Annotated in this window: 20 protein-coding genes; 10 read left to right on the top strand and 10 right to left on the bottom strand. The window is 59.8% G+C overall.

Going from position 1 to position 19,528, the window contains the following annotated elements; genetic code table 11:
• Positions 1 to 44: 44 nt before the first annotated feature.
• From AC2GXZ_RS10450 to AC2GXZ_RS10435, 4 genes are all read right to left on the bottom strand, one after another.
• Complete coding sequence (locus tag AC2GXZ_RS10450) at positions 45 to 452, bottom strand: septal ring lytic transglycosylase RlpA family protein (protein ID WP_483759080.1); 408 nt, start codon at positions 450 to 452, stop codon at positions 45 to 47.
• A gap of 381 nt (positions 453 to 833) precedes the next feature.
• Complete coding sequence (locus AC2GXZ_RS10445; protein WP_483759079.1) at positions 834 to 1,706, bottom strand: SDR family oxidoreductase; 873 nt, start codon at positions 1,704 to 1,706, stop codon at positions 834 to 836.
• Positions 1,703 to 2,881 carry a tRNA epoxyqueuosine(34) reductase QueG gene (gene queG, locus AC2GXZ_RS10440; protein WP_483759078.1) on the bottom strand — a complete coding sequence of 393 codons (1,179 nt, stop codon included), beginning with the start codon at positions 2,879 to 2,881 and terminating at the stop codon, positions 1,703 to 1,705. The genes AC2GXZ_RS10445 and queG overlap by 4 nt, the downstream gene beginning before the upstream one ends.
• Positions 2,862 to 3,554: a glutathione S-transferase family protein gene (locus AC2GXZ_RS10435; RefSeq protein WP_483759077.1), complete on the bottom strand. Its 693-nt coding sequence runs from the start codon at positions 3,552 to 3,554 to the stop codon at positions 2,862 to 2,864. The genes queG and AC2GXZ_RS10435 overlap by 20 nt, the downstream gene beginning before the upstream one ends.
• 169 nt (positions 3,555 to 3,723) lie before the next feature.
• Here AC2GXZ_RS10435 and AC2GXZ_RS10430 point away from each other — a divergent pair, with 169 nt between their 5' ends.
• Positions 3,724 to 4,527, top strand: coding sequence for an undecaprenyl-diphosphate phosphatase (locus AC2GXZ_RS10430; protein WP_483759076.1), 804 nt, complete (start codon positions 3,724 to 3,726; stop codon positions 4,525 to 4,527).
• A 535-nt stretch (positions 4,528 to 5,062) separates the two neighbouring features.
• On the opposite strand, the gene AC2GXZ_RS10425 is transcribed toward AC2GXZ_RS10430, so the two are convergent.
• Both AC2GXZ_RS10425 and AC2GXZ_RS10420 read right to left on the bottom strand, forming a co-directional pair.
• Positions 5,063 to 6,043 (bottom strand): complex I NDUFA9 subunit family protein, encoded by a 981-nt coding sequence (locus tag AC2GXZ_RS10425; RefSeq protein WP_483759075.1) that lies wholly within the window; start codon positions 6,041 to 6,043, stop codon positions 5,063 to 5,065.
• 122 nt (positions 6,044 to 6,165) lie between these two features.
• Entirely contained in the window at positions 6,166 to 6,453 is a 288-nt protein-coding gene (locus AC2GXZ_RS10420) for a DUF1330 domain-containing protein (RefSeq protein WP_483759074.1), read from the bottom strand.
• 60 nt (positions 6,454 to 6,513) lie between these two features.
• Here AC2GXZ_RS10420 and AC2GXZ_RS10415 point away from each other — a divergent pair, with 60 nt between their 5' ends.
• Positions 6,514 to 7,572, top strand: coding sequence for a right-handed parallel beta-helix repeat-containing protein (locus tag AC2GXZ_RS10415; protein WP_483759073.1), 1,059 nt, complete (start codon positions 6,514 to 6,516; stop codon positions 7,570 to 7,572).
• 18 nt (positions 7,573 to 7,590) lie between these two features.
• Here the strand turns inward: AC2GXZ_RS10415 and pyrF are convergent, their stop codons facing one another.
• The 4 genes from pyrF to dnaN form a co-directional block, all read right to left on the bottom strand.
• On the bottom strand, positions 7,591 to 8,301 hold the full coding sequence (pyrF, locus tag AC2GXZ_RS10410; protein ID WP_483759072.1) for an orotidine-5'-phosphate decarboxylase: 711 nt from the start codon (positions 8,299 to 8,301) through the stop codon (positions 7,591 to 7,593).
• A 5-nt stretch (positions 8,302 to 8,306) separates the two neighbouring features.
• Positions 8,307 to 8,894, bottom strand: coding sequence for a histidine phosphatase family protein (locus AC2GXZ_RS10405; RefSeq protein WP_483759071.1), 588 nt, complete (start codon positions 8,892 to 8,894; stop codon positions 8,307 to 8,309).
• Positions 8,895 to 8,962: 68 nt separating this feature from the next.
• Entirely contained in the window at positions 8,963 to 9,556 is a 594-nt protein-coding gene (pmtA, locus tag AC2GXZ_RS10400) for a phospholipid N-methyltransferase PmtA (RefSeq protein WP_483759070.1), read from the bottom strand.
• A 124-nt stretch (positions 9,557 to 9,680) separates the two neighbouring features.
• Positions 9,681 to 10,799: a DNA polymerase III subunit beta gene (gene dnaN, locus AC2GXZ_RS10395; RefSeq protein ID WP_483759069.1), complete on the bottom strand. Its 1,119-nt coding sequence runs from the start codon at positions 10,797 to 10,799 to the stop codon at positions 9,681 to 9,683.
• A 255-nt stretch (positions 10,800 to 11,054) separates the two neighbouring features.
• Here dnaN and rsmI point away from each other — a divergent pair, with 255 nt between their 5' ends.
• The 8 genes from rsmI (at position 11,055) to AC2GXZ_RS10355 (ending at position 19,520) form a co-directional block, all read left to right on the top strand.
• Positions 11,055 to 11,960 (top strand): 16S rRNA (cytidine(1402)-2'-O)-methyltransferase, encoded by a 906-nt coding sequence (rsmI, locus tag AC2GXZ_RS10390; protein WP_483759068.1) that lies wholly within the window; start codon positions 11,055 to 11,057, stop codon positions 11,958 to 11,960.
• Positions 11,960 to 12,334, top strand: a complete 375-nt coding sequence (locus tag AC2GXZ_RS10385) for a YraN family protein (protein ID WP_483759067.1) — start codon at positions 11,960 to 11,962, stop codon at positions 12,332 to 12,334. Before rsmI ends, AC2GXZ_RS10385 begins: the two co-directional genes overlap by 1 nt.
• Positions 12,335 to 12,470: 136 nt before the next feature.
• Entirely contained in the window at positions 12,471 to 13,799 is a 1,329-nt protein-coding gene (ugpB, locus tag AC2GXZ_RS10380; RefSeq protein ID WP_483759066.1) for a sn-glycerol-3-phosphate ABC transporter substrate-binding protein UgpB, read from the top strand.
• Positions 13,800 to 13,882: 83 nt separating this feature from the next.
• On the top strand, positions 13,883 to 14,767 hold the full coding sequence (ugpA, locus tag AC2GXZ_RS10375) for a sn-glycerol-3-phosphate ABC transporter permease UgpA (RefSeq protein WP_483759065.1): 885 nt from the start codon (positions 13,883 to 13,885) through the stop codon (positions 14,765 to 14,767).
• Positions 14,768 to 14,779: 12 nt separating this feature from the next.
• On the top strand, positions 14,780 to 15,628 hold the full coding sequence (gene ugpE, locus AC2GXZ_RS10370) for a sn-glycerol-3-phosphate ABC transporter permease UgpE (RefSeq protein WP_483759064.1): 849 nt from the start codon (positions 14,780 to 14,782) through the stop codon (positions 15,626 to 15,628).
• Between the two features lie 2 nt (positions 15,629 to 15,630).
• Positions 15,631 to 16,731 carry a sn-glycerol-3-phosphate import ATP-binding protein UgpC gene (locus tag AC2GXZ_RS10365; RefSeq protein WP_483759063.1) on the top strand — a complete coding sequence of 367 codons (1,101 nt, stop codon included), beginning with the start codon at positions 15,631 to 15,633 and terminating at the stop codon, positions 16,729 to 16,731.
• Between the two features lie 127 nt (positions 16,732 to 16,858).
• Positions 16,859 to 17,806 carry a glutathione synthase gene (gene gshB, locus AC2GXZ_RS10360; RefSeq protein WP_483759062.1) on the top strand — a complete coding sequence of 316 codons (948 nt, stop codon included), beginning with the start codon at positions 16,859 to 16,861 and terminating at the stop codon, positions 17,804 to 17,806.
• 178 nt (positions 17,807 to 17,984) lie between these two features.
• Positions 17,985 to 19,520, top strand: a complete 1,536-nt coding sequence (locus AC2GXZ_RS10355; RefSeq protein ID WP_483759061.1) for a YifB family Mg chelatase-like AAA ATPase — start codon at positions 17,985 to 17,987, stop codon at positions 19,518 to 19,520.
• The last annotated feature ends 8 nt before the right edge of the window (positions 19,521 to 19,528 follow it).

Genomic DNA, 19,528 nt, shown 5'->3' with positions numbered 1-19,528 from the left:
GGCAGAAGGGCAAGAGCAGGACCTTTAAACGGCCCGTGTCCGATTTAACCGTCTAAACCCTTCAGGCCCTTGCCGGCGATCTTCTGGGTGTCGGCAACCACCTGGAAACAGACCTGTGCAGTTCCCGACGATACCATGCCGATATCCTGGGCGGCAGCCTTGGAAACATCCAGCACGCGGCCGCGAATGAACGGACCACGATCGTTGATGCGCACGATCACGCTTTTGCCATTCCGCTTGTTGGTCACCAGCACTTTGGTGCCAAACGGCAGCGAGCGATGTGCGGCGGTCAGTTTGGCAGCATTCATCCTCTCGCCGGAAGCGGTTTTGGAGGTGAGAGCATACCAGGATGCGTGTCCACATCCGGGCGCAGCATTGGCCTGCGCCGAGCCGAGTAGCGCAAGAGCAGCGATGGCGGCTGTCGCGGCAGTTAGGCGTCGAACTATTTTCAAGTCGGTCGTCCCCGTCGTTAAGTCCCTGCACGTTGCGTGCAAATGGCTTAGGCGAGGCCAAAAATGGCGAAAAAGTGGGATTTGTTATCACGGAATGTTAAAATACGTAACATTCGTGATTACATTGCTATCGATCTTTTTAACGAGCCGGCTAATGGAGTTTGGAATAAAACCTTACGAATCAGTTGCTAAGAGGAACCACGTTCCAGTCCGACTCGGTTGACTCTGTCGATCACGAAAACGCGTGAAAAAAATTTGTTGTCGCAGGGTGTTTTTCGCCCAAGTTGGACAAATTATGTGGCACTCCGCCCCACACCTTAAGAAATATTAACTCGTAGATAGGGTGTGGATGGAAAATTCAACCGTTTCAAAATGAGAATTTCATTCGCTCCAGCACCCGTCCGTCCACATTTGGGCAAGGGATATACGGTAATTCGGGAAGCCGAACAGGAAGCCTAGCGCACGGATTTTTTCGTTCGAGACGCGCTTGTTCGCACCGTAGAAGGAGCGGGCCATCGGGGTCATTTCGGCCGTGTCGAAGTCGATTTCCGGCGGCGCTTCGACGCCCATCAGCCGGGCGGCCTCGACCACCACGTCCTGTGGTGGGCACGGTTCGTCGTCGGTGACATTATATATGCCGGCGAGGCTGCGCTTGGCGAGAAACAGGCAAGCGGCACCGATATCTTCGACCCGGATGCGGTTGAACACCTGATCCAGCTTTATAATACGCCGGGCCGTGCCGCGGTTGAGGTTGACGAAGGCGTTGCGGCCCGGTCCGTAGATGCCGGAGAGACGCAGCGCCGCCACCGGCACGCCAACCGTCCGGCCTTCCTGGGCCCACGCCTCTTCGGTGTCGACGCGCTCGATCGAGCGGCCAAGGATCGGGCTCCCGGGCGTTTCTTCGTTCACCCATCCGCCCCCATGATCGCCATAGACGCCGACGGTCGACAGATAGCCGATCCATTGGAGCTTCGGGCAAAGCGCCACGAGCCTTCCCGATATGAGTTTCAACAAGGGGTCGTGGTCCTTGCCGGGCGGGATCGATTGCACGAGATGGGTTACATCTCCCAGTGCCGCCAGCAGTGGTTCGCTGAACCCGCTGCCATCGAAGACGAACGACTTTATACCCTGAGTTGACAGCGCTTCGGCGCCTTCCGGTGTGCGCACGGTGCCGGCGACCGAAAAACCGCCAGCCGCAAAGGCCTTGGCGATCGCCTTGCCCGAATAGCCGCACCCGAAAATCATCACCGTCATAAGTCTGCTCCTGCCATCTGCCATTCGTACTGCACGTCCGGATCATTATCGGCAATCCGGCCGCGCGCGAATGCGGCAAACGTGTCATCGTCCATCAGCCGCCTCAACGCCCAGACCGCCATTGCGCGCACGACGGGCGAGGGGTCGTCGGCCAGAATGCGACATTGCGGAATAAAGCCGACTTCGCCCGAATTGCCGGCGGCGATCAGCACATTGCGGACGAATCGGTCACGGCCGATGCGCTTGATCGGCGATCCGCTGAAAAAACTGCGGAATGCCGGATCGTCCAGCGTCAATAGAAAGGCGATCGACGGCTCCTTCAGATCCTCCCGCGCCTTCAGCTTCATTTCCGATGCGCTGGCCGCGAACTTGTTCCAGGGGCAGGCGGACAGGCAGTCGTCACAACCATAGATGCGGTTGCCGATCAACGGCCGGATATCCGGGTCGATCGGACCTTTATGCTCGATCGTCAGATAGGAGATGCAGCGCCTGGCATCCAGCCGGTAGGGTGCCGGGAAAGCTGCGGTCGGGCAGGCATCGAGACAAGCACGGCACGAGCCGCAATGATCCTCGTCGCGCTCGTCGACGACAAGATCGGCCGTCGTGAACATGCTGCCGAGGAACAGCCACGAACCATGGCTGCGGCTAACGAGATTGGTATGTTTGCCCTGCCAGCCGAGACCGGCTGCCTCCGCCAGCGGTTTTTCCATGACGGGCGCCGTATCGACGAACACTTTGACGTCCTCGCCGGCGCGTGCCGCAAACCGCGTTGCGATCTCTTTCAACCGCCCCTTGATGACGTCGTGATAGTCGCGGTTGCGCGCGTAGACCGAGATCGCTGCCTTGTCCTTCATCGCCTGCAGATAACGCGGGTCCTCGTCCGGCCCGTAATTCAGGCCGAACATGACGATCGAGCGGACATCGCTCCACAGCAATTTCGGCTCGGCGCGGCGTTCGCGTGTTTCGGCCATCCACTCCATCGTGCCATGATGGCTGTCGTCGAGGAAGGTGGCGAGCCGTTCCGGCGCACGCGGTATGCTGTCTGGCAGTGTGATGCGACAGAGATCGAAACCCTGGGCAACCGCTTCTTCACGGATGAAGGCTGTCAGCTTCTGCCGTCGGCGAAGCGCCTTGTCATCTTCGCCGGTTGCCGCGCTAAAAGTCGAGGTCCGCATAATGGGAGACCGGAGTGAGGCCGCGAATACGCTCGGCAAGCATCGGGCGGAAGGATGGCCGCGATTTCAGTCGCTGGTACCAGTCCTTGGCGATCGGAAACTCCGACCATTCGATTTCGCCCAGATAGTCGAGAACGGAAATCGAGGCTGCGGCCGCGAGGTCGGCATAGCTTAGACGCTCGCCGGCAAGCCACTGGCGGGACCCTGCAAGCCAGGAGAGATATTTCATATGCTGGCGGATATTGGCACGCGAGGTGCGCAGTGCCTTGCTGTCAGGCGCACCGCCACCCTGCGCGGCTGTCATCTGAAGCTTGAAGACACGTTCGCGCGCCAGCGGCCGGGTGACGTCCTGCTCCATCTTCTGCAGGAACCACTCGGTCAGCCGGCGGATTTCCGCCCGATGCCATGGATCCTCTGCCAGAAGACGGCGTTCGCGCTTCAACACGCCATGGGTCTCGTCGAGAAATTCCATCAGCACCGAAGGGCCGCAGAGCACGCGCATGCTGTCGTCGACATAAACCGGCAGGGTCGCCGCCGGATTGAGGTTGAGGAACTCCCGACGCTTTTCCCACGGCTGTTCTTCGACCAGATCCGCCTGAAATCCATATTCCGCCAAAATCAGGCGTACAAATCGCGAGGCAGTCGACATCGGGTGATAATAGAGGGTGGGCATCGGGACGTGGGCTTCGATAAAAAGGGTAAAAGGATGAGTCTGGCCGCTTCCGCGTCCGCCTGACATATGTCAGCTATATGGATTTGGTAGGGCCAACACAAGCGAGCTGCCATAGACTGAAGATTCTGCTGCAAACTGCCTCTATTTTCTCAGCAAAGGATTAAGATTAGTGGATCAATCGATCATCAGCGCACTCGTGCTCGGCATTGTCGAGGGGATCACCGAGTTCTTGCCTATTTCCAGCACCGGGCATCTCATCATTGCGGAGCAATGGCTCGGCCACCGTTCAGACCTCTTCAATATCGTCATTCAGGCGGGTGCGATTATCGCCGTCACGATTATCTACTGGAGGCGCCTGCTGAACCTGCTGCTCGGCTGGCGTGAACCCGAAAACCGCGATTATGCCGCCAAGCTGATCGTCGCTTTCCTCATCACCGCCGTCCTTGGCCTGATCGTCAAGAAACTTGGTTTCGAACTGCCAACGAGTGCGACGCCCGTCGCCTGGGCATTGATCATCGGCGGTATCTGGATGATTTTCGCCGAATGGGCCGCCGCCAAAAGGCCGCCTTCCACCAAGATCACCTGGCTGGTCGCCATTCTGGTCGGTATTGCCCAGATCGTCGCCGGTATTTTCCCCGGCACTTCTCGCTCGGCATCGACCATTTTCGTCGCACTGCTCGCCGGCACCGGTAGCCGCGTGGCCGCCACCGAATTTGCCTTTCTCGTCGGCATCCCGACAATGTATGCGGCAAGCGGCTACGAACTGCTGAAGGCATTCAAGGATGGTAGTGCGGCAAACGAGGACTGGACCTCGCTCGGCATTGCCTTCGTTGCCTCGACGGTCGTCGCTTTCATCGCCGTCAAGTGGTTGCTCTCCTTCATCCAGACCAACCGCTTCACCGTTTTTGCGATCTACCGCATCATCATTGGCGCGATCCTGCTCGGAATGGCCATGACCGGCGTCATTGCCTGAGTAACAACTACTGTCGCCACCATATCGCGATCGGCAATAGAAAAGGCGGAGCGCGATATGCGCTCCGCCTTTTTTGTCTTGGTCGTTTCAGGCCAAATATGCTGAGGCTGCGATGCTTGAACGTTTTGGACCGTCAGGCAGGCAATGCCGGAATTAGTGCCGAATGGACGCCGTGGCGCAGGGGTCGACGCCGTAAGCCGGTGCGCAATCCGACTTGCCGCCGGCTGCTGTCTGGGGTGCCATGAAGGAGCCTGCAAGAATGACGAGTGCTGCGCACGCAAAGAAAAGGGCTATAGGCTTGCCCATGAAGACGCCTTTCAGAAGAGATGATTTTGGCTACCAGCCAATGTGTGCCATCGGTTTATTGGCCGCGCCCAACGAATTCAATATAGGTTTTTGCTAAACCCGCGGTTAACGCACAGGCGTAGATCAGTGAGGATTTTGTGCCACAGGCTTAAAGCTGTTCTGCGTAAACCGCATGCGCTTCCAGGCACTGCCCAGAGAAAGGGCAGTGCCTGGAAGCGCAAAACCGATGTCAGGCCGCCTTGCCGCTATTGGTGAATTGACCGTGCGGACGGAAGCGAACGAGGTAGGATGCAAGCACGGATCCCGGAACAACCGGCCGTATGCCGAGACCGCAAAGGGTACGGCCTTCCTTGACGGCAGCGTCGGAGACGACATTGTCCCTCTTCAGCAATTCCACCTGATCCGCCGTAAGCGGCGGCGCCACCAACGGGATCATCGAGGCAATGCTGCCGATCATCGAGGCGATGCTGAATGGCAGCGAAATCAGCGCGCGGTCGCGGTTTGTCACCCGCAGGACTGCCTCGAGACATTCCCGGAAAGTCATGACTTCGGCGCCGCCGAGCTCGTAGATCTTGCCGCCGGTGAGGCCACCATCGACGGATCGGCTAACCACTTCGGCAACATCTTCCACGTAAACGGGCTGCAGCTTCGTCTTGCCGCCACCGATCAGCGGCAGGAACGGGAGCCGGCGTGCCATTTCGCCGAACTTGTTGAAGAAGTTGTCGTCCGGTCCAAAAACGATCGACGGGCGCAAAATCACGGCGTCGGGAATGAGTGAGAGAATGCTCTCCTCCGCACGTCCCTTGCTGCGAGCATAGGAGGAAGCGGAGTTGGCATCGGCGCCGATCGCCGAGATATGCGTCAGCTTTGCGCCGGCTTTCTTGGCGGCCTCGGCAACCGAACGCGCGCCCGTTTCCTGGATGGCGTCGAAGGTGTTTCGCCCGCTTTCAAACAGGATACCGACGCAATTGATCACATGCGTGGCACCTTGTACGGCGCGATCGATCGATTGCGGATAGCGGAGATTGGCCTGGACCAGTGAAATCTGGCCGACATATCCGGATGGCAACAGAAAGCCGGCAAGATCGGGCCGGCGTACCGCGACCCGCACCCGGTATCCGCGTTTCACGAGCTTGCTGACAACATGACGTCCGACGAAACCGGATCCTCCGAATACGGTGACGAGCGGCGGTAGGTTTTTCACGGTCATTATCTGCCCCGAAAGCTGTCTCTTGTCCTTCGGTCTTAGCTTAATCCCGAAGGCGGTGGAAGGGTTTTCGACGCCACAACTTTCGGGGCAGTCGGTGTTTGGTTTTTGACTGTGCAGATCTCTTAAATGCCTTCGACGACTACCATTTCGCCGTCGGCGGCCTCCTGGCGGATTTTTGCGGCGATCTGATATTCCGGTGAGTTATAGCAATCGAGTGCGGCCCGCATCGTGGGGAATTCGATCACCACATTGCGGTGACGGGCAGTGCCCTCGAGTTCGGTGATCGTGCCACCCCGCGCAAGAAAGTGGGCATCGTATTTTTCGAAAGCGAGCTTTGATGCCGCAACATAATCCTTGTAACGCTCGGGGTCCCGCACATCCATCCGGGCAATCCAATAGGCTTTAGTCATGAGATCTCCTCCTCCTTATGACTATGCTTGGAAGTTGGACGAATCAGGGAGCAAGTCAATATGAAGCGATACGCACTCCTTGTCGCACTCGCTCTCGTCGATGCGACTTTCCCGCAAGTCATCGAAAGAGAACCGCAGGCCGATGCAGCCGCTTGTGCGCCGGACCTGATGGAGACGTTGCGTACGCCCGGAGCCAAGGATGCAAAGCCCGTCGAAATCCGCTGCGATGTTTCTTTGGCCGCGACCGACAGGATCACCCGCCGTATCGTCTTTTCTGGCAGCCGCGCTTCCGGCGTGGTCTTCGATTGCGATGGCGCGACGATCGACGGCAGCGCGTCGAAGGAAAGAACGGTGTTGATCCGCTCCCGCAAGGTTTCCGATGGCAAGTGGGACGTGCCGACAGATATCGCAGTCCGCAATTGCAAGATAAAGGGCGACCTGCGTATCGTCGGGCTCGGTAACAATGGCCAGGGCAAGGACGTCAAGGCGTCGTCGATGAAGGATGGTCATACGCAACGCGCCCAGGCCGCGGCACCGAGCGGCATCCTGCTCGACAATCTGACATTTTCAGGAAGCGTTGGCGTACCGCTATATCTTGCGCCGGGTGTCACCGCTGTGACGCTGCAGAACTCCCGTTTCACCGGCAAGGCGAGCTCCACCGTCGTTTATCTCGATGCGGAATCCGCTCGCAACGTGATCACTGGCAATATGTTCGCGGCCAGTACCAAAGGGCGCGAAGTGATTGCCGTCGACGGCTCCGCGAACAATCGCATCGAGAACAACACTTTCGTCAATCCGTTGACCGGCGGCGTCTATCTCTACCGCAATTGCGGCGAGGGCGGCACGCTCCGCCATCAGTCGCCGCAGGGCAATATCGTCAGCGGCAACACCTTCCAGTATGATATCCCCGTGGCGCGCCCGGCCGTGTGGATCGGCAGCCGCCAGGGGATCAGCGTCTTCAACAGCTATTGCCTCGTCCAGCCGAAAATGCTGCTTGGCGGGCTCGACCATGACGATGGTGCAAACAACAATATCGTCATGGATAATCGGCTGCCCGGCGGTTCGCCGGCCCTGATCGTCGATGATGGCGCCCGCAACCGGGTCGCCAATAACAGGTAGATCTGCCGGCGCTTTTTATCAGGCGTCGTTGGCCGGCCAGAGTGCCTGGCGCATTTCCGCGAGGATCGCTTCGGCCGCGGCCTTCGGATCGACAGCCTTGACGATCGGGCGGGCGACGACGAGATGGGTCGAGCCGTTGAGAAGTGCGTCGCCCGGCGTGACGACGCGTTTCTGGTCGCCGGCGTCGGATCCCTTCGGACGGATGCCGGGTGTGACGACCGCCATGTCGGTGCCGACGATTTCCCGCACGGCCGCAGATTCTTCCGCCGAGCAGACGATACCGCCCATGCCGGCCTCGCGCGCCTGGGCAGCGCGGGTACGAACCAGTTGTTCGGGCGTCTGGGCGTAACCTGCCTCGGTAACGTCCGCTGCATCCATCGAGGTCAGCACGGTTACGCCGAGAAGGCAGAGATCCGAACCCCTGGCCGCCTCGACGGCGGCGCGCATCGCCTTCGGATAGGCGTGCAGCGTCAGCATGGTCATGCCCATCTTGGCGATGTTTTCGACGCCCTTCGCCACGGTGTTGTCGATGTCGAGCAATTTCATGTCGAGAAAGATCTTCTTGCCGTCCTTGGCAAGGTCGCGGGCAAATTCCAGCCCCCCGGCAAAGGCCAGCTGATAGCCGATCTTGTAAAAGGATACGGTGTCGCCCAGCGTCGCGACCATGGTTTCAGCTTCGGAAACGGTCGGGATATCGAGGCCTACGATCAGCCGGTCACGCGCTTGCATGTTGTTCAGTCTCCCTGCCATGTTTCAATCGGGGTCCAGTCGCACGAGACGGCCCGGTCCGCAAGAGTGAAGCGGAAGAGATTGCCCCCGCCGCCCTTCTGGTCCTGGCTGCGGGAGATCGGGATCTGCCGCAAATGGCATTTCAGCAATGTGCCGACCCCGCCATGTCCGACAAAGGCAATGGGCACGGCCGGGTCGTGCCCGGCAAGAACGGCCTCGACGGCCGACACGATACGGACTTGCGCATCCGCCGCACGTTCCCAGCCTTTGAAGCTCTCGGTCGGATTGGCGAAAAACCAGTCGGCGGCAGCCTCGAATTGCGGCGGTGGTAGGAAACCGGTCGCCGAGCGATCGTTTTCATACATGCCCTCGACGATCTCGATCGTCACGCCGCAAGCCGTGGTGAGGATCTCGGCCGTCTCGACCGCCTTGGTCTCGTTGCTCGAAACGATCCGGCCGAGCGACCTTGCCCAGGGCAGGGCCGCCGCTTTTTCAGTGCGGTCCCGGCCGGTTTCCGACAGGCCCCAACAAGGCACCGGCACATCAGGATCGATGCGAACTTGCGGATGGGTGATGTAGAGGCCGAAGGTCATGTCGTATCGCACTCCGCTGCGGGCCGAAATCGATCCCGCTTATACCCGGCGATTGACGGCCATATGAATTAGCCCCGCGTATAAGTCCACAGCTGTGCCGGCGGGATGTTGCGCACGACAAAATCGTAATGTTTGATCTTGTAGCGGTCCGGATTGGCAATGATCGGCGAGACCGGTCCGTAAGTGATCTGCATCATCGGACGGCCGGCGGGAAGTCGATCCAGCAGGTCTTCCAGCAGTGCGATGCGCCGTTCCATCGGGAAACTCAGAAGCGGGATCGCAGAAATCACGCAGTCGAAGGTCCGCTCCCTGAAGGCGCCAAGTGTCCGGTCAAGGTCGAAAGCGTCGCCGTTGAGAAAGTTGACGCCCGAGAACGTTTTGACCAGATGCTGGTAGAAATCGGTCGAATATTCGATCGAGACGAGATCCTGCGCTGCCGTTCCGCCCTTCAGGATCGCCTTGGTAATGACGCCCGTGCCGGGGCCGAGTTCCAGAACGGGAAGCCCCGATGTGGTGTCGATGACGCTCGCCATCCGTTTTGCCGTGATCGATGATGTCGGCATGATCGCGCCGACCTGTTTCGGTCCGTCGATCCAGCCTTTGAAGAAACGGATTTCCTCGTCAAATTTCCGGCCGAGCCGTTCCTTCAGACGCAATTCCATCAACTCATCCTCTCCCGCTTTTCAGGCTAACTGGGCTTTGACGACGCAAAAGCAAGGAAAAATGTCGCAAGCAGAAAATGGTACAAAAAAGGCGGCTCGGAATTTCCGGCCGCCTTGATGTTTTTTATACGCGCATCGGCATCAATACATAGAGTGCATCATCGCCCGCCGTGTCTCTCACGAGTGTCGGGGAGCCCGCATCGGCGAGCATGAAGATCGCATCGTCGCCGGAAAGCTGGGCCGTGATGTCGAGCAAGTATTTGGCGTTGAAGCCGATCTCCATCGGATCGTTTTCATATCCGACGGCAACTTCTTCCGTTGCGCTGCCCGAATCCGGATTGTTGACGGTCAGCGTCAACTGGCCCTCGGTCAGCGCCAGTTTCACGGCGCGGCCGCGTTCCGAAGAAATGGTCGATACGCGGTCGACGGCCTTGGCGAAGGTCTGGCAATCGACGCGCATTTCCTTGTCGTTCCCGGTCGGGATGACGCGCTGGTAGTCCGGGAAGGTGCCGTCGATCAGCTTCGACGTCATGATGATGTCGGCGATCGTCAGGCGGATCTTGGCATCCGAGACCTCGACCGTCACCGCCGCTTCCGGATCGTCGACCAGCTTCTGCAATTCGCCGACGGTCTTGCGCGGAATGATGATGCCCGGCATGCCTTCCGAACCCGACGGGGCCTGGACATCGGCGCGAGCCAGACGGTGTCCATCGGTGGCGACGGCACGTAGTTTCAGGTCGCCGTCCGCCTCGATCGTATGGAAGAAGATGCCGTTGAGATAATAACGGGTCTCCTCCGTCGAGATCGCGAACTGGGTCCGGTCGATCAGCATCTTCAGGTCGGTCGCCTTCAGCTTGAACGTATGGCTGAACGAGCCGGCAGTCAGGTCGGGGAAGTCGGCTTCCGGCAGGCACTGCAGCGAAAACTTCGAGCGGCCGGACTGCACGGTCATCGATCCACCGTCCGGATTGGTGGCAAGAAGCACTTCCGAGCCGTCGGGCAGCTTGCGGACGATTTCGTACAGAAGATGAGCGGGGACGGTCGTGGCGCCCGCGGTCTCGACCATAGCCGGAACGGCTTCGGTGATCTCCAGGTCGAGGTCGGTCGCCTTCAGTTCGAGATTGGCGCCGGAAGCGCGCATCAGGACGTTGGAGAGGATCGGGATAGTGTTGCGGCGCTCGACCACGCGATGCACGTGGCTCAACGATTTCAGAAGATTGGACCGCTCAAGAGTAATACGCATGGACTCAATCGCTTTCGACCTTGGCACCCTGCGAGACAGGCCGCCTGATATTCTTCGGCCTTTCATAAGCCGGACGATGTGGACGGGCAAAATGGCAGAGATCGGCATTTAAAAGCAAGAGCAGAACCGGAAGCGGCCGCTTCATTTCGGCACTGGAACGGCGCTGCACACAGAAAACTTGGAGCTCTGCCGCTTGCGACGCGCCGCCGCCTTGATCATAAAGAGCCATGATCATCCAGAAGAATTGCAAAGCCCGTGGCCGGACCTCCTGAAGCGACCCGCGGCTACCGTGTCGCCAACACATTCGTGCCTTCACGCCCGCTCGAACCGGCGCTCTATCTTGTCGCCACGCCGATCGGCAATCTCGGCGATATCACCCTGCGGGCGCTGGAAACATTGGGCGGCGCGGATGTGCTCGCCTGCGAGGATACCCGTGTCACCCGCGTCCTTCTGGACCGTTACGGCATCGCCAACCGGCCTTATGCCTATCATGAGCACAATGCCAACGAGGCCGGCCCGAAGCTCCTGGCCGCGCTGGACGAAGGCAAGTCCGTGGCGCTCGTGTCCGATGCCGGGACGCCGCTCGTCTCCGATCCCGGTTACCGGCTCGGCCAGATGGCGATCGAGGCCGGCCACAAGGTCGTTCCCATTCCGGGCGCATCCGCTCCGCTGACGGCGCTGGTTGCTTCGGGTCTTCCGTCCGACACCTTCCTGTTTGGCGGCTTTCTTCCGACGAAGGAAAAGGCGCGCCGCGACCGGCTGGCTGAACTTTCCAAGGTTCCGGCAACCCTGATCTTCTTTGAATCTCCGCATCGCATCGCCGCCGCGCTCGTATCCGCCACCGAAGTTCTGGGTCCGGGCCGGGCGGCCTGCGTCGGTCGGGAACTGACCAAGGCTTTCGAGGAAATAAGCCGCGGCACTCTCGGCGACATCGCACAGGCATTCGATGGACGCAATGTGAAGGGGGAGATTGTTTTCCTCATCGGTCCTCCTGCCGAAAAGGATGTGCCGAAAGATGTCGATATCGATGCGCTGCTCGGGGAGCTTGCGGCCTCCATGCCTGCCGCCAAGGCCGCCGCGGAGGCCGCCCGCCTGACGGGTCTCACGAAGCGGGATCTCTACCAGAGGCTCGTCAGCATGAAGGACAAGGATGGCGGTTGATGAGCGAGACGGCAGACGATAGACGGCATCGACGTCGGCGCGCCGAGCGGCGCGGCCACGTCTCCGAATATCTCGCTGCCGTTTATCTCCTGTTCAAGGGGTACCGGATCCTGGCATTTCGATACCGTACCAGGCTGGGCGAGATCGATATCGTCGCCCGCAAGAAGGCGCTGATCGTTTTCGTCGAAGTCAAGGCGCGTGCCCGCGAGATGGATGCCGTGAATGCCGTGGGTTATGACACGCAGCGGCGGATAAGGGCCGCCAGCGATATCTGGTTGTCGAAGCGGCGCGACGCACATCTTCTCTTTTGTCGTTATGACATCGTCGCTATCATACCCGGCAAGCTGCCCCGCCATTTTCGCGATGCGTTCTAGATTCAATTCTGACGGGTGGATGAAGTTTTTGCAAAGCCGTGCACTGTCATGAAACTGAAACAAAACTGTTAAGGTCCTGTCACCAAGCAGCCCTATTGCGATCCTCGATCCCAACCAAGGCGGAGAGGACGATACAATGTTCAAAAAGCTTTCTATGGCGGCACTCGCCGTCGCTCTTTCGGCAACTTCGTCGCTCGCCGCGACGGAAGTCACCTGGTGGCATGCCATGGGTGGCGAACTCGGCAAGAAGCTCGAGGAAGTCGCTCAGAAGTTCAACGACAGCCAGAGCGACTACAAGATCGTTCCGGTGTTCAAGGGCACCTACCCGGAAACCCTGACCGCTGCGATCGCCGCTTTCCGCGCCGGCCAGCAGCCGGCCATCGTTCAGGTCTTCGAAGTCGGTACCGGCACGATGATGGCCGCCAAGGGCGCCGTCTACCCGGTCTACAAGCTGATGAAGGACCAGGGCGAAGCCTGGGATCCGTCGAAGTTCCTCGGCCCGGTCACCGGTTACTATTCGGATCCGGAAGGCAACATCCTGTCGATGCCGTTCAACTCGTCGACGCCGATCCTCTATTACAACAAGGACGTCTTCAAGAAGGCTGGCCTCGACCCGGAAGTGGCTCCCAAGACCTGGGCCGAAATGGGCGAGATGAGCAAGAAGATCGTCTCTTCCGGCGCTGCCAAGTGCGGTTTCACCATGTCCTACGGCGCAAGCTGGGTTGGTCTGGAAAACTACTCCGCCATCAACAACCTGCCTTACGGCACGCTGCAGAACGGTTTCGGCGGCCTGAAGTCAGAGTTCAAGTTCAACGGCCCGGCCCAGGCCAAGTTCTGGGACCAGCTGAAGACCTGGCAGGATGAAGGCGTCTATAAGTATGGCGGCCCGAGCGCCGGTGCGGATGCCGCTCCGATGTTCTATTCGCAGCAATGCGCCATGTACATGAACTCGTCCGCCTCGCGCGCCGGCGTCATCAACAATGCCAAGGGCTTCCAGGTCGGCTTCTCCGGTCTTCCTTATGACGATACCGTCACCAAGGACCCGAAGAACTCGATCATCGGCGGCGCGACCCTGTGGGTCCTGAACGGCCAGAAGAACCCCGACGTCTACAAGGGCGCCGCCAAGTTTTTCACCTACCTGTCCAAGCCGGAAGTCCAGGCTGACTGGCATCAGTTCACCGGTTACCTGCCGATCACCAACGCTGCCTACGAGCTTGGCCAGAGCCAGGGTTATTACGCCAAGAACCCGGGTTCGGACATCGCCATCAAGCAGATCATGCGCGGCACCCCGAACGAAAACTCCAAGGGCGTTCGTTTCGGTAACCTCAGCCAGATCCGCGACGTGCTCGACCAGCAGATGGAAGCCGTTCTCGCCGGCAAGAAGACCGGCCAGCAGGCTCTCGACGATGGTGCCAAGCAGGGCAACGCCATCCTGCGCGAATTCGAAGCTGCAAACTCCAACTAAGCAGCTCTGAAATCTCATCAGGCCCTTCCCGGTTCAGCCGGGGAGGGCTCTTTCTTGGGTAGGTCCGATCGGGGAACGAACCAATGCAAACCAAACGCACCGTCTTTCAAAGCCGCATCCTGCCTTACGTGCTTCTGGCGCCGCAGCTGATCATCACGTTGATCTTCTTCGTCTGGCCGGCCGCCCAGGCAATCTGGCAATCCTTCCTGCGCCAGGACCCGTTCGGCCTCAAGGACACGTTTGTCTGGTTTGCCAATTACCAGCGGCTGATCGGAGACCCCGACTACCTCAATTCGCTGTTCGTGACGTTGGTCTTTTCCATCGGCGTGACGGTTCTTTCGATGGGCGTGTCGCTGCTGTTTGCCATTTGCGTCAACCGCGTCATCCGCTCGCAGCGTTTCTACACCACGCTTCTGGTCTGGCCATATGCCGTGGCACCGGCTGCATCCGGCCTGCTCTGGTGGTTCATGTTCAACCCCTCGATCGGCATCATTCCCTATCTGCTGACCTTCTTCGGCTATGACTGGAACTACCGCGTCAATCCCGGTGATGCGATGGTGCTGGTGGTAATCGCCGCCGCCTGGAAGCAGATCTCCTACAATTTCCTGTTCTTCGTCGCCGGCCTGCAATCGGTGCCGCATTCGCTGGCGGAAGCAGCCGCGATCGATGGCGCCGGCCCGGTCAAGCGCTTCTGGACCATCGTTTTCCCGCTCCTGTCGCCGACCACATTCTTTCTGGCAGTGATCAACATCACCTATGCGATGTTCGACACCTTCCCGATCATCGATGCGACGACCACCGGCGGCCCCAGCCAGTCGACCAACATCCTGGTCTACAAGGTTTATGCCGATGGTTTTGTCGGCCTCAACCTTGGCTCCTCGGCGGCCCAGTCCGTCGTGCTGATGCTGATCGTGATCCTCCTGACGGTCGTCCAGTTCCGCTGGATCGAACGCAAAGTCCAGTATTGAACGAGGTCCGTCATGGTTGAAAACCGTCCCTTCCTGAACTTCCTCACCCATCTGGTGCTGATCCTCGGCATCGCCACCGTGGTGTTTCCGGTCTATCTCGCCTTCATCGCCTCGACGCGTGGCCCGACCGAATTCATGACCGGCCTCGTGCCGCTCACCCCCGGCAGCCATATGCTCGAAAACTACACGGCGCTGCTCGGCGATGGTTCGTCACGCGCCGGCGCTCCGGCCTTCCTGCTGATGCTCGGCAACAGCCTGGTGATGGCGTTGATGGTCGCGTTCGGCAAGATTGCCATCTCGATCATCTCCGCCTTCGCCATCGTCTATTTCCGCTTCCCCGGCCGGGTCATCGCCTTCTGGGTCATCTTCATGACGCTGATGCTGCCGATCGAGGTGCGCATCCTGCCGACCTACAAGGTCGTCGCCGATCTCGGCATGCTCAATTCCTATGCCGGCCTCGTCATTCCGGTGATCGCCTCCGCCACCGCCACCTTCCTGTTCCGGCAGTTCTTCCTGACCATCCCGGAGGAGACGATGGAGGCAGCCCGTGTCGATGGTGCAGGCCCGATGAAGTTCTTCTGGGACATCCTCCTGCCGCTGTCGCGCACCAATATCGCGGCCCTCTTCATCATCATGTTCATCTACGGCTGGAACCAGTATCTCTGGCCGCTTCTGGTCACCACCGAGCCGCATTATTATACGGTCGTCATGGGCATCAAGCGGCTTTCAGCCGTACTCGACGGCGATACCCAGTGGAACCTCGTGATGACCGGCGTCATCCTGGCGGCACTCCCCCCGGTTCTGGTCATAATTTTCATGCAGCGCCTTTTCGTCAAAGGCCTTGTTGAGACGGAGAAATAACCATGGCTTCCATCGACGTCGAAAATGTCGGCAAGATCTATACCGGCGGTGTGCGCGCGGTGTCCGACATCAAGCTCAATATCGCCGACGGCGAATTCATCGTTCTCGTCGGCCCGTCCGGCTGCGGCAAGTCCACGCTTCTGCGGATGATCGCCGGCCTCGAAACGATTTCCGAGGGCGAGGTGAAGATCGGTGCCCGCGTCGTCAACAATGTCGAGCCGGCCGACCGCGACATCGCCATGGTCTTCCAGAACTATGCGCTCTACCCGCATATGACGGTGAAGCAGAACCTCGAATACGGTCTGAAGAACCGCAAGACGCCGAAAGCGGAGATCGAGGCGCGGGTCGCGGAAGCCGCCCGCATGCTCGAAATCGGCCAGTATCTGGAACGCAAGCCAAAGGCGCTTTCGGGTGGCCAGCGCCAGCGTGTTGCCATGGGCCGTGCCATCGTCCGCAAGCCGGCCGTCTTCCTGTTCGACGAGCCGCTCTCCAACCTCGACGCCAAGTTGCGCGTTTCGATGCGCGGCGAGATCAAGCGCCTGCAACGTCGTCTCGGCACCACCTCGATTTACGTCACCCACGACCAGCTGGAAGCGATGACGCTTGCCGATCGTCTTGTCGTGCTGAACGGCGGCCAGATAGAGCAGGTCGGCTCGCCGCTTGACGTTTATCACACACCGGCTTCGACCTTTGTTGCCAGCTTTATCGGTTCACCGGCGATGAACCTCGTCAAGGGGGAACTGCATGGCGACAAGCTGGCGATCGGCCCGTCGATGATCGATCTAGGCGGTTTTGCGCCGACATCAGGCGCCGTCACTGTCGGCCTGCGTGCCGAAGATATCCGCATCGTTCCGGCCGGCGAAACCGGCATGCCATTCCGGATCGAATATGCCGAGGAACTTGGTGCGCAGCGGCTTGTCCACGGCATGATCGGCGATCAGCCGGTGACTGTGGCCACATCTTCGGAAGCCGTGTTGAATGGCGAGATCCAGCTCTCCATCGAACCGGCCAAACTGCATTTCTTTGATGCGGTAACAGGCAAGCGCCTGCATACGAGAACAGCCGCGAAGGCCGCGGCGGCGGTGGCCCAGCCGGTCGGCTGAAATCGCAAGTCACGCATTTGATGACATTGGTCGGCCGGATTATTTCCGGCCGCATTGCTTTCGGGCCTATGCCATCCTAAATCAGGCGGGCTCGAATGGGGCAGCTAGTTTATCGGGGACATAACTCATGGCGCATGTTCGCAAGGTCGCAATCCAGATGGATCACATTTCCAGCATCAACATTGCTGGCGATTCCACCTTCGCAATGACCTTGGAGGCCCAATCTCGTGGTTATGAGCTTTTCCATTACACACCCGATCGTCTCAGCATGCGTGACGGCAAGGTCTTTGCAGCCGTCGAGCCGCTGCAGGTTCGCGACATCAAGGGGGATCACTTCACACTCGGTGAAAAGACCCGCATGGATCTCTCCGAAATGGATGTCGTCCTGCTCCGTCAGGACCCGCCCTTCGACATGGGTTACATCACCTCCACCCACCTTCTGGAGCGCATCCATCCGAAGACGCTTGTCGTCAATGATCCTGCCTGGGTACGCAATTCGCCGGAAAAGATCTTCGTCACCGAATTCGCCGACCTGATGCCGGCAACACTGATATCGCGTGATATCGCCGAGATCGCCGCCTTCCGCCAGGAAATGGGCGACATCATCCTGAAGCCGCTTTACGGCAATGGCGGCGCCGGTGTTTTCCATTCTACCCGCGACGACCGCAACTTCACCTCGCTGATCGAGATGTTCGGCCAGATGTACCGCGGCGAGCCCTTCATCGCCCAGGCTTATCTCCCGGCGGTGCGCAAGGGCGACAAGCGCATCCTGCTGGTCAATGGTGAACCGGTCGGGGCGATCAACCGCGTACCTGCCGAAACCGACAGCCGCTCCAACATGCATGTAGGCGGCCGTGCCGAAGCGACCGAATTGACGACGCGGGAGAAGGAAATCTGCGCCCGCATCGGGCCGGCGCTGCGTGAGCGCGGTTTCATCTTCGTCGGCATCGACGTCATTGGCGACTACATGACGGAGATCAACGTGACCTCGCCGACCGGTATCCGCGAGGTCAGGAAGTTCGGCGGTGCCGATGTCGCAAGCCTGATGTGGGATGCGATCGAAGCCAAAAACTGAGGCAGGATTGTTTGGGATACCTGAATGGGCGCCTGACAGGCGCCCTTTTTTGTTTTTGTTTGTTCGATTTTTGTTCTTGTTTAAATTCAAAAGGCATGTCAGCTTAAGGTTGTGCTGGAGAGTGGCAGGCCAAGCGGCAATGCCATCGGTCCGGACATGATGTTTGGGGGCGGGTCGCATGGTTTCACGCGTCAGTACGGTCGCATTCCACGGCATAGAAGGGGTTCCGGTCGACGTTCAGGTGATGATCGGACCGGGCAAGATCGGCATGCACATCGTCGGCCTGCCGGACAAGGCAGTGGCTGAAAGCCGCGAGCGGGTGCAGGCGGCATTGCATGCATCGGGACTTGCCGTTCCGCCGAAAAAGGTGACGGTCAATCTGGCGCCGGCTGATCTCCCCAAGGAAGGATCCCATTTCGATCTCGCCATCGCGCTTGGCCTGATGGCGGCGCTCGGCGCCATTCCGGGCGATGCCATTGCGGATCATGTGGTTATCGGCGAATTGAACCTCGATGGCACGCTGGCCGCTGTTTCCGGCGCCCTTCCGGCAGCGATCAGCGCCAATGTTCTTGGTAAGGGCCTGATCTGCCCGGCCGATAGTGGGCCGGAGGCGGCTTGGGCAGGACCCGATGTCGATATCATCGCGCCGCGCAGCCTGATCGCACTTGCCAATCACTTCCGCGGCACGCAGGTCATTTCGCGGCCAAATCCGGCTATCCGTGCGCTACCGGCCAATCTGCCGGATCTGGCTGAGATCAAGGGCCAGGAAAGCGCCAAGCGGGCTCTGGAGGTTGCCGCTGCCGGTGGGCATAATCTCCTGATGGTCGGGCCGCCGGGTTCGGGAAAATCCATGCTGGCCGCCCGTCTGCCCTCCATTCTGCCGCCTTTGTCCGCCGCCGAGCTGCTCGAAGTTTCGATGATCCATTCGATTGCCGGGCAATTGTCGGGCGGCAAGCTGTCCGACCGGCGGCCCTATCGCACGCCCCATCATTCGGCGACCATGGCCGCATTGGTCGGTGGCGGCTTCAGGGCAAAACCGGGCGAGGCGTCGCTTGCCCATCACGGTGTTCTCTTCCTCGATGAGTTTCCGGAATTTTCGCCGCAGGTTCTCGATGCGCTTCGCCAGCCGCTGGAAACGGGCGAATGCGTCATCGCCCGCGCCAATCATCGGATCTCCTATCCGGCCTGCATCCAGCTCGTTGCGGCGATGAACCCCTGCCGCTGCGGCATGGCCGGGGAGCCCGGCCATGCCTGCGCTCGGGGACTGCGCTGTGCCGCCGACTATCAGGGCCGTATTTCTGCACCACTGATGGATCGGATCGATATCCGCATCGACGTGCCGGCGGTCTCGGCCGCGGATCTGATCCGCCCGGCCCCGGCGGAAAGCAGCGCGGATGTGGCGAAACGAGTGCTTGCGGCAAGGGAATTGCAACGGGATCGTTACGAAGGCCACGGCATGCGATCGGCTTTCACCAACGCCCGTTGCTCCACCTCGATGATCGAAAAATTTGCCGAGCCCGATCCACCAGGTTTGCAATTGCTACGCGATGCCGCCGAAAAGCTGAAATTTTCGGCCCGGGGTTATCATCGTGTGCTGAAGGTCGCGCGCACGCTTGCCGACCTCGACGGCAAGCCGACCGTCGGCCGCCTGCATTTGGCCGAGGCGATTTCCTACCGCATGGCCAGCGAAAGGCTGGCCATGGCGGCGGCGTGACGGGGGAA

The sequence above is a fragment of the Aliirhizobium sp. YIM B11859 genome (assembly GCF_057163345.1).
This window is presented reverse-complemented; position numbering and strand designations above follow the sequence as displayed.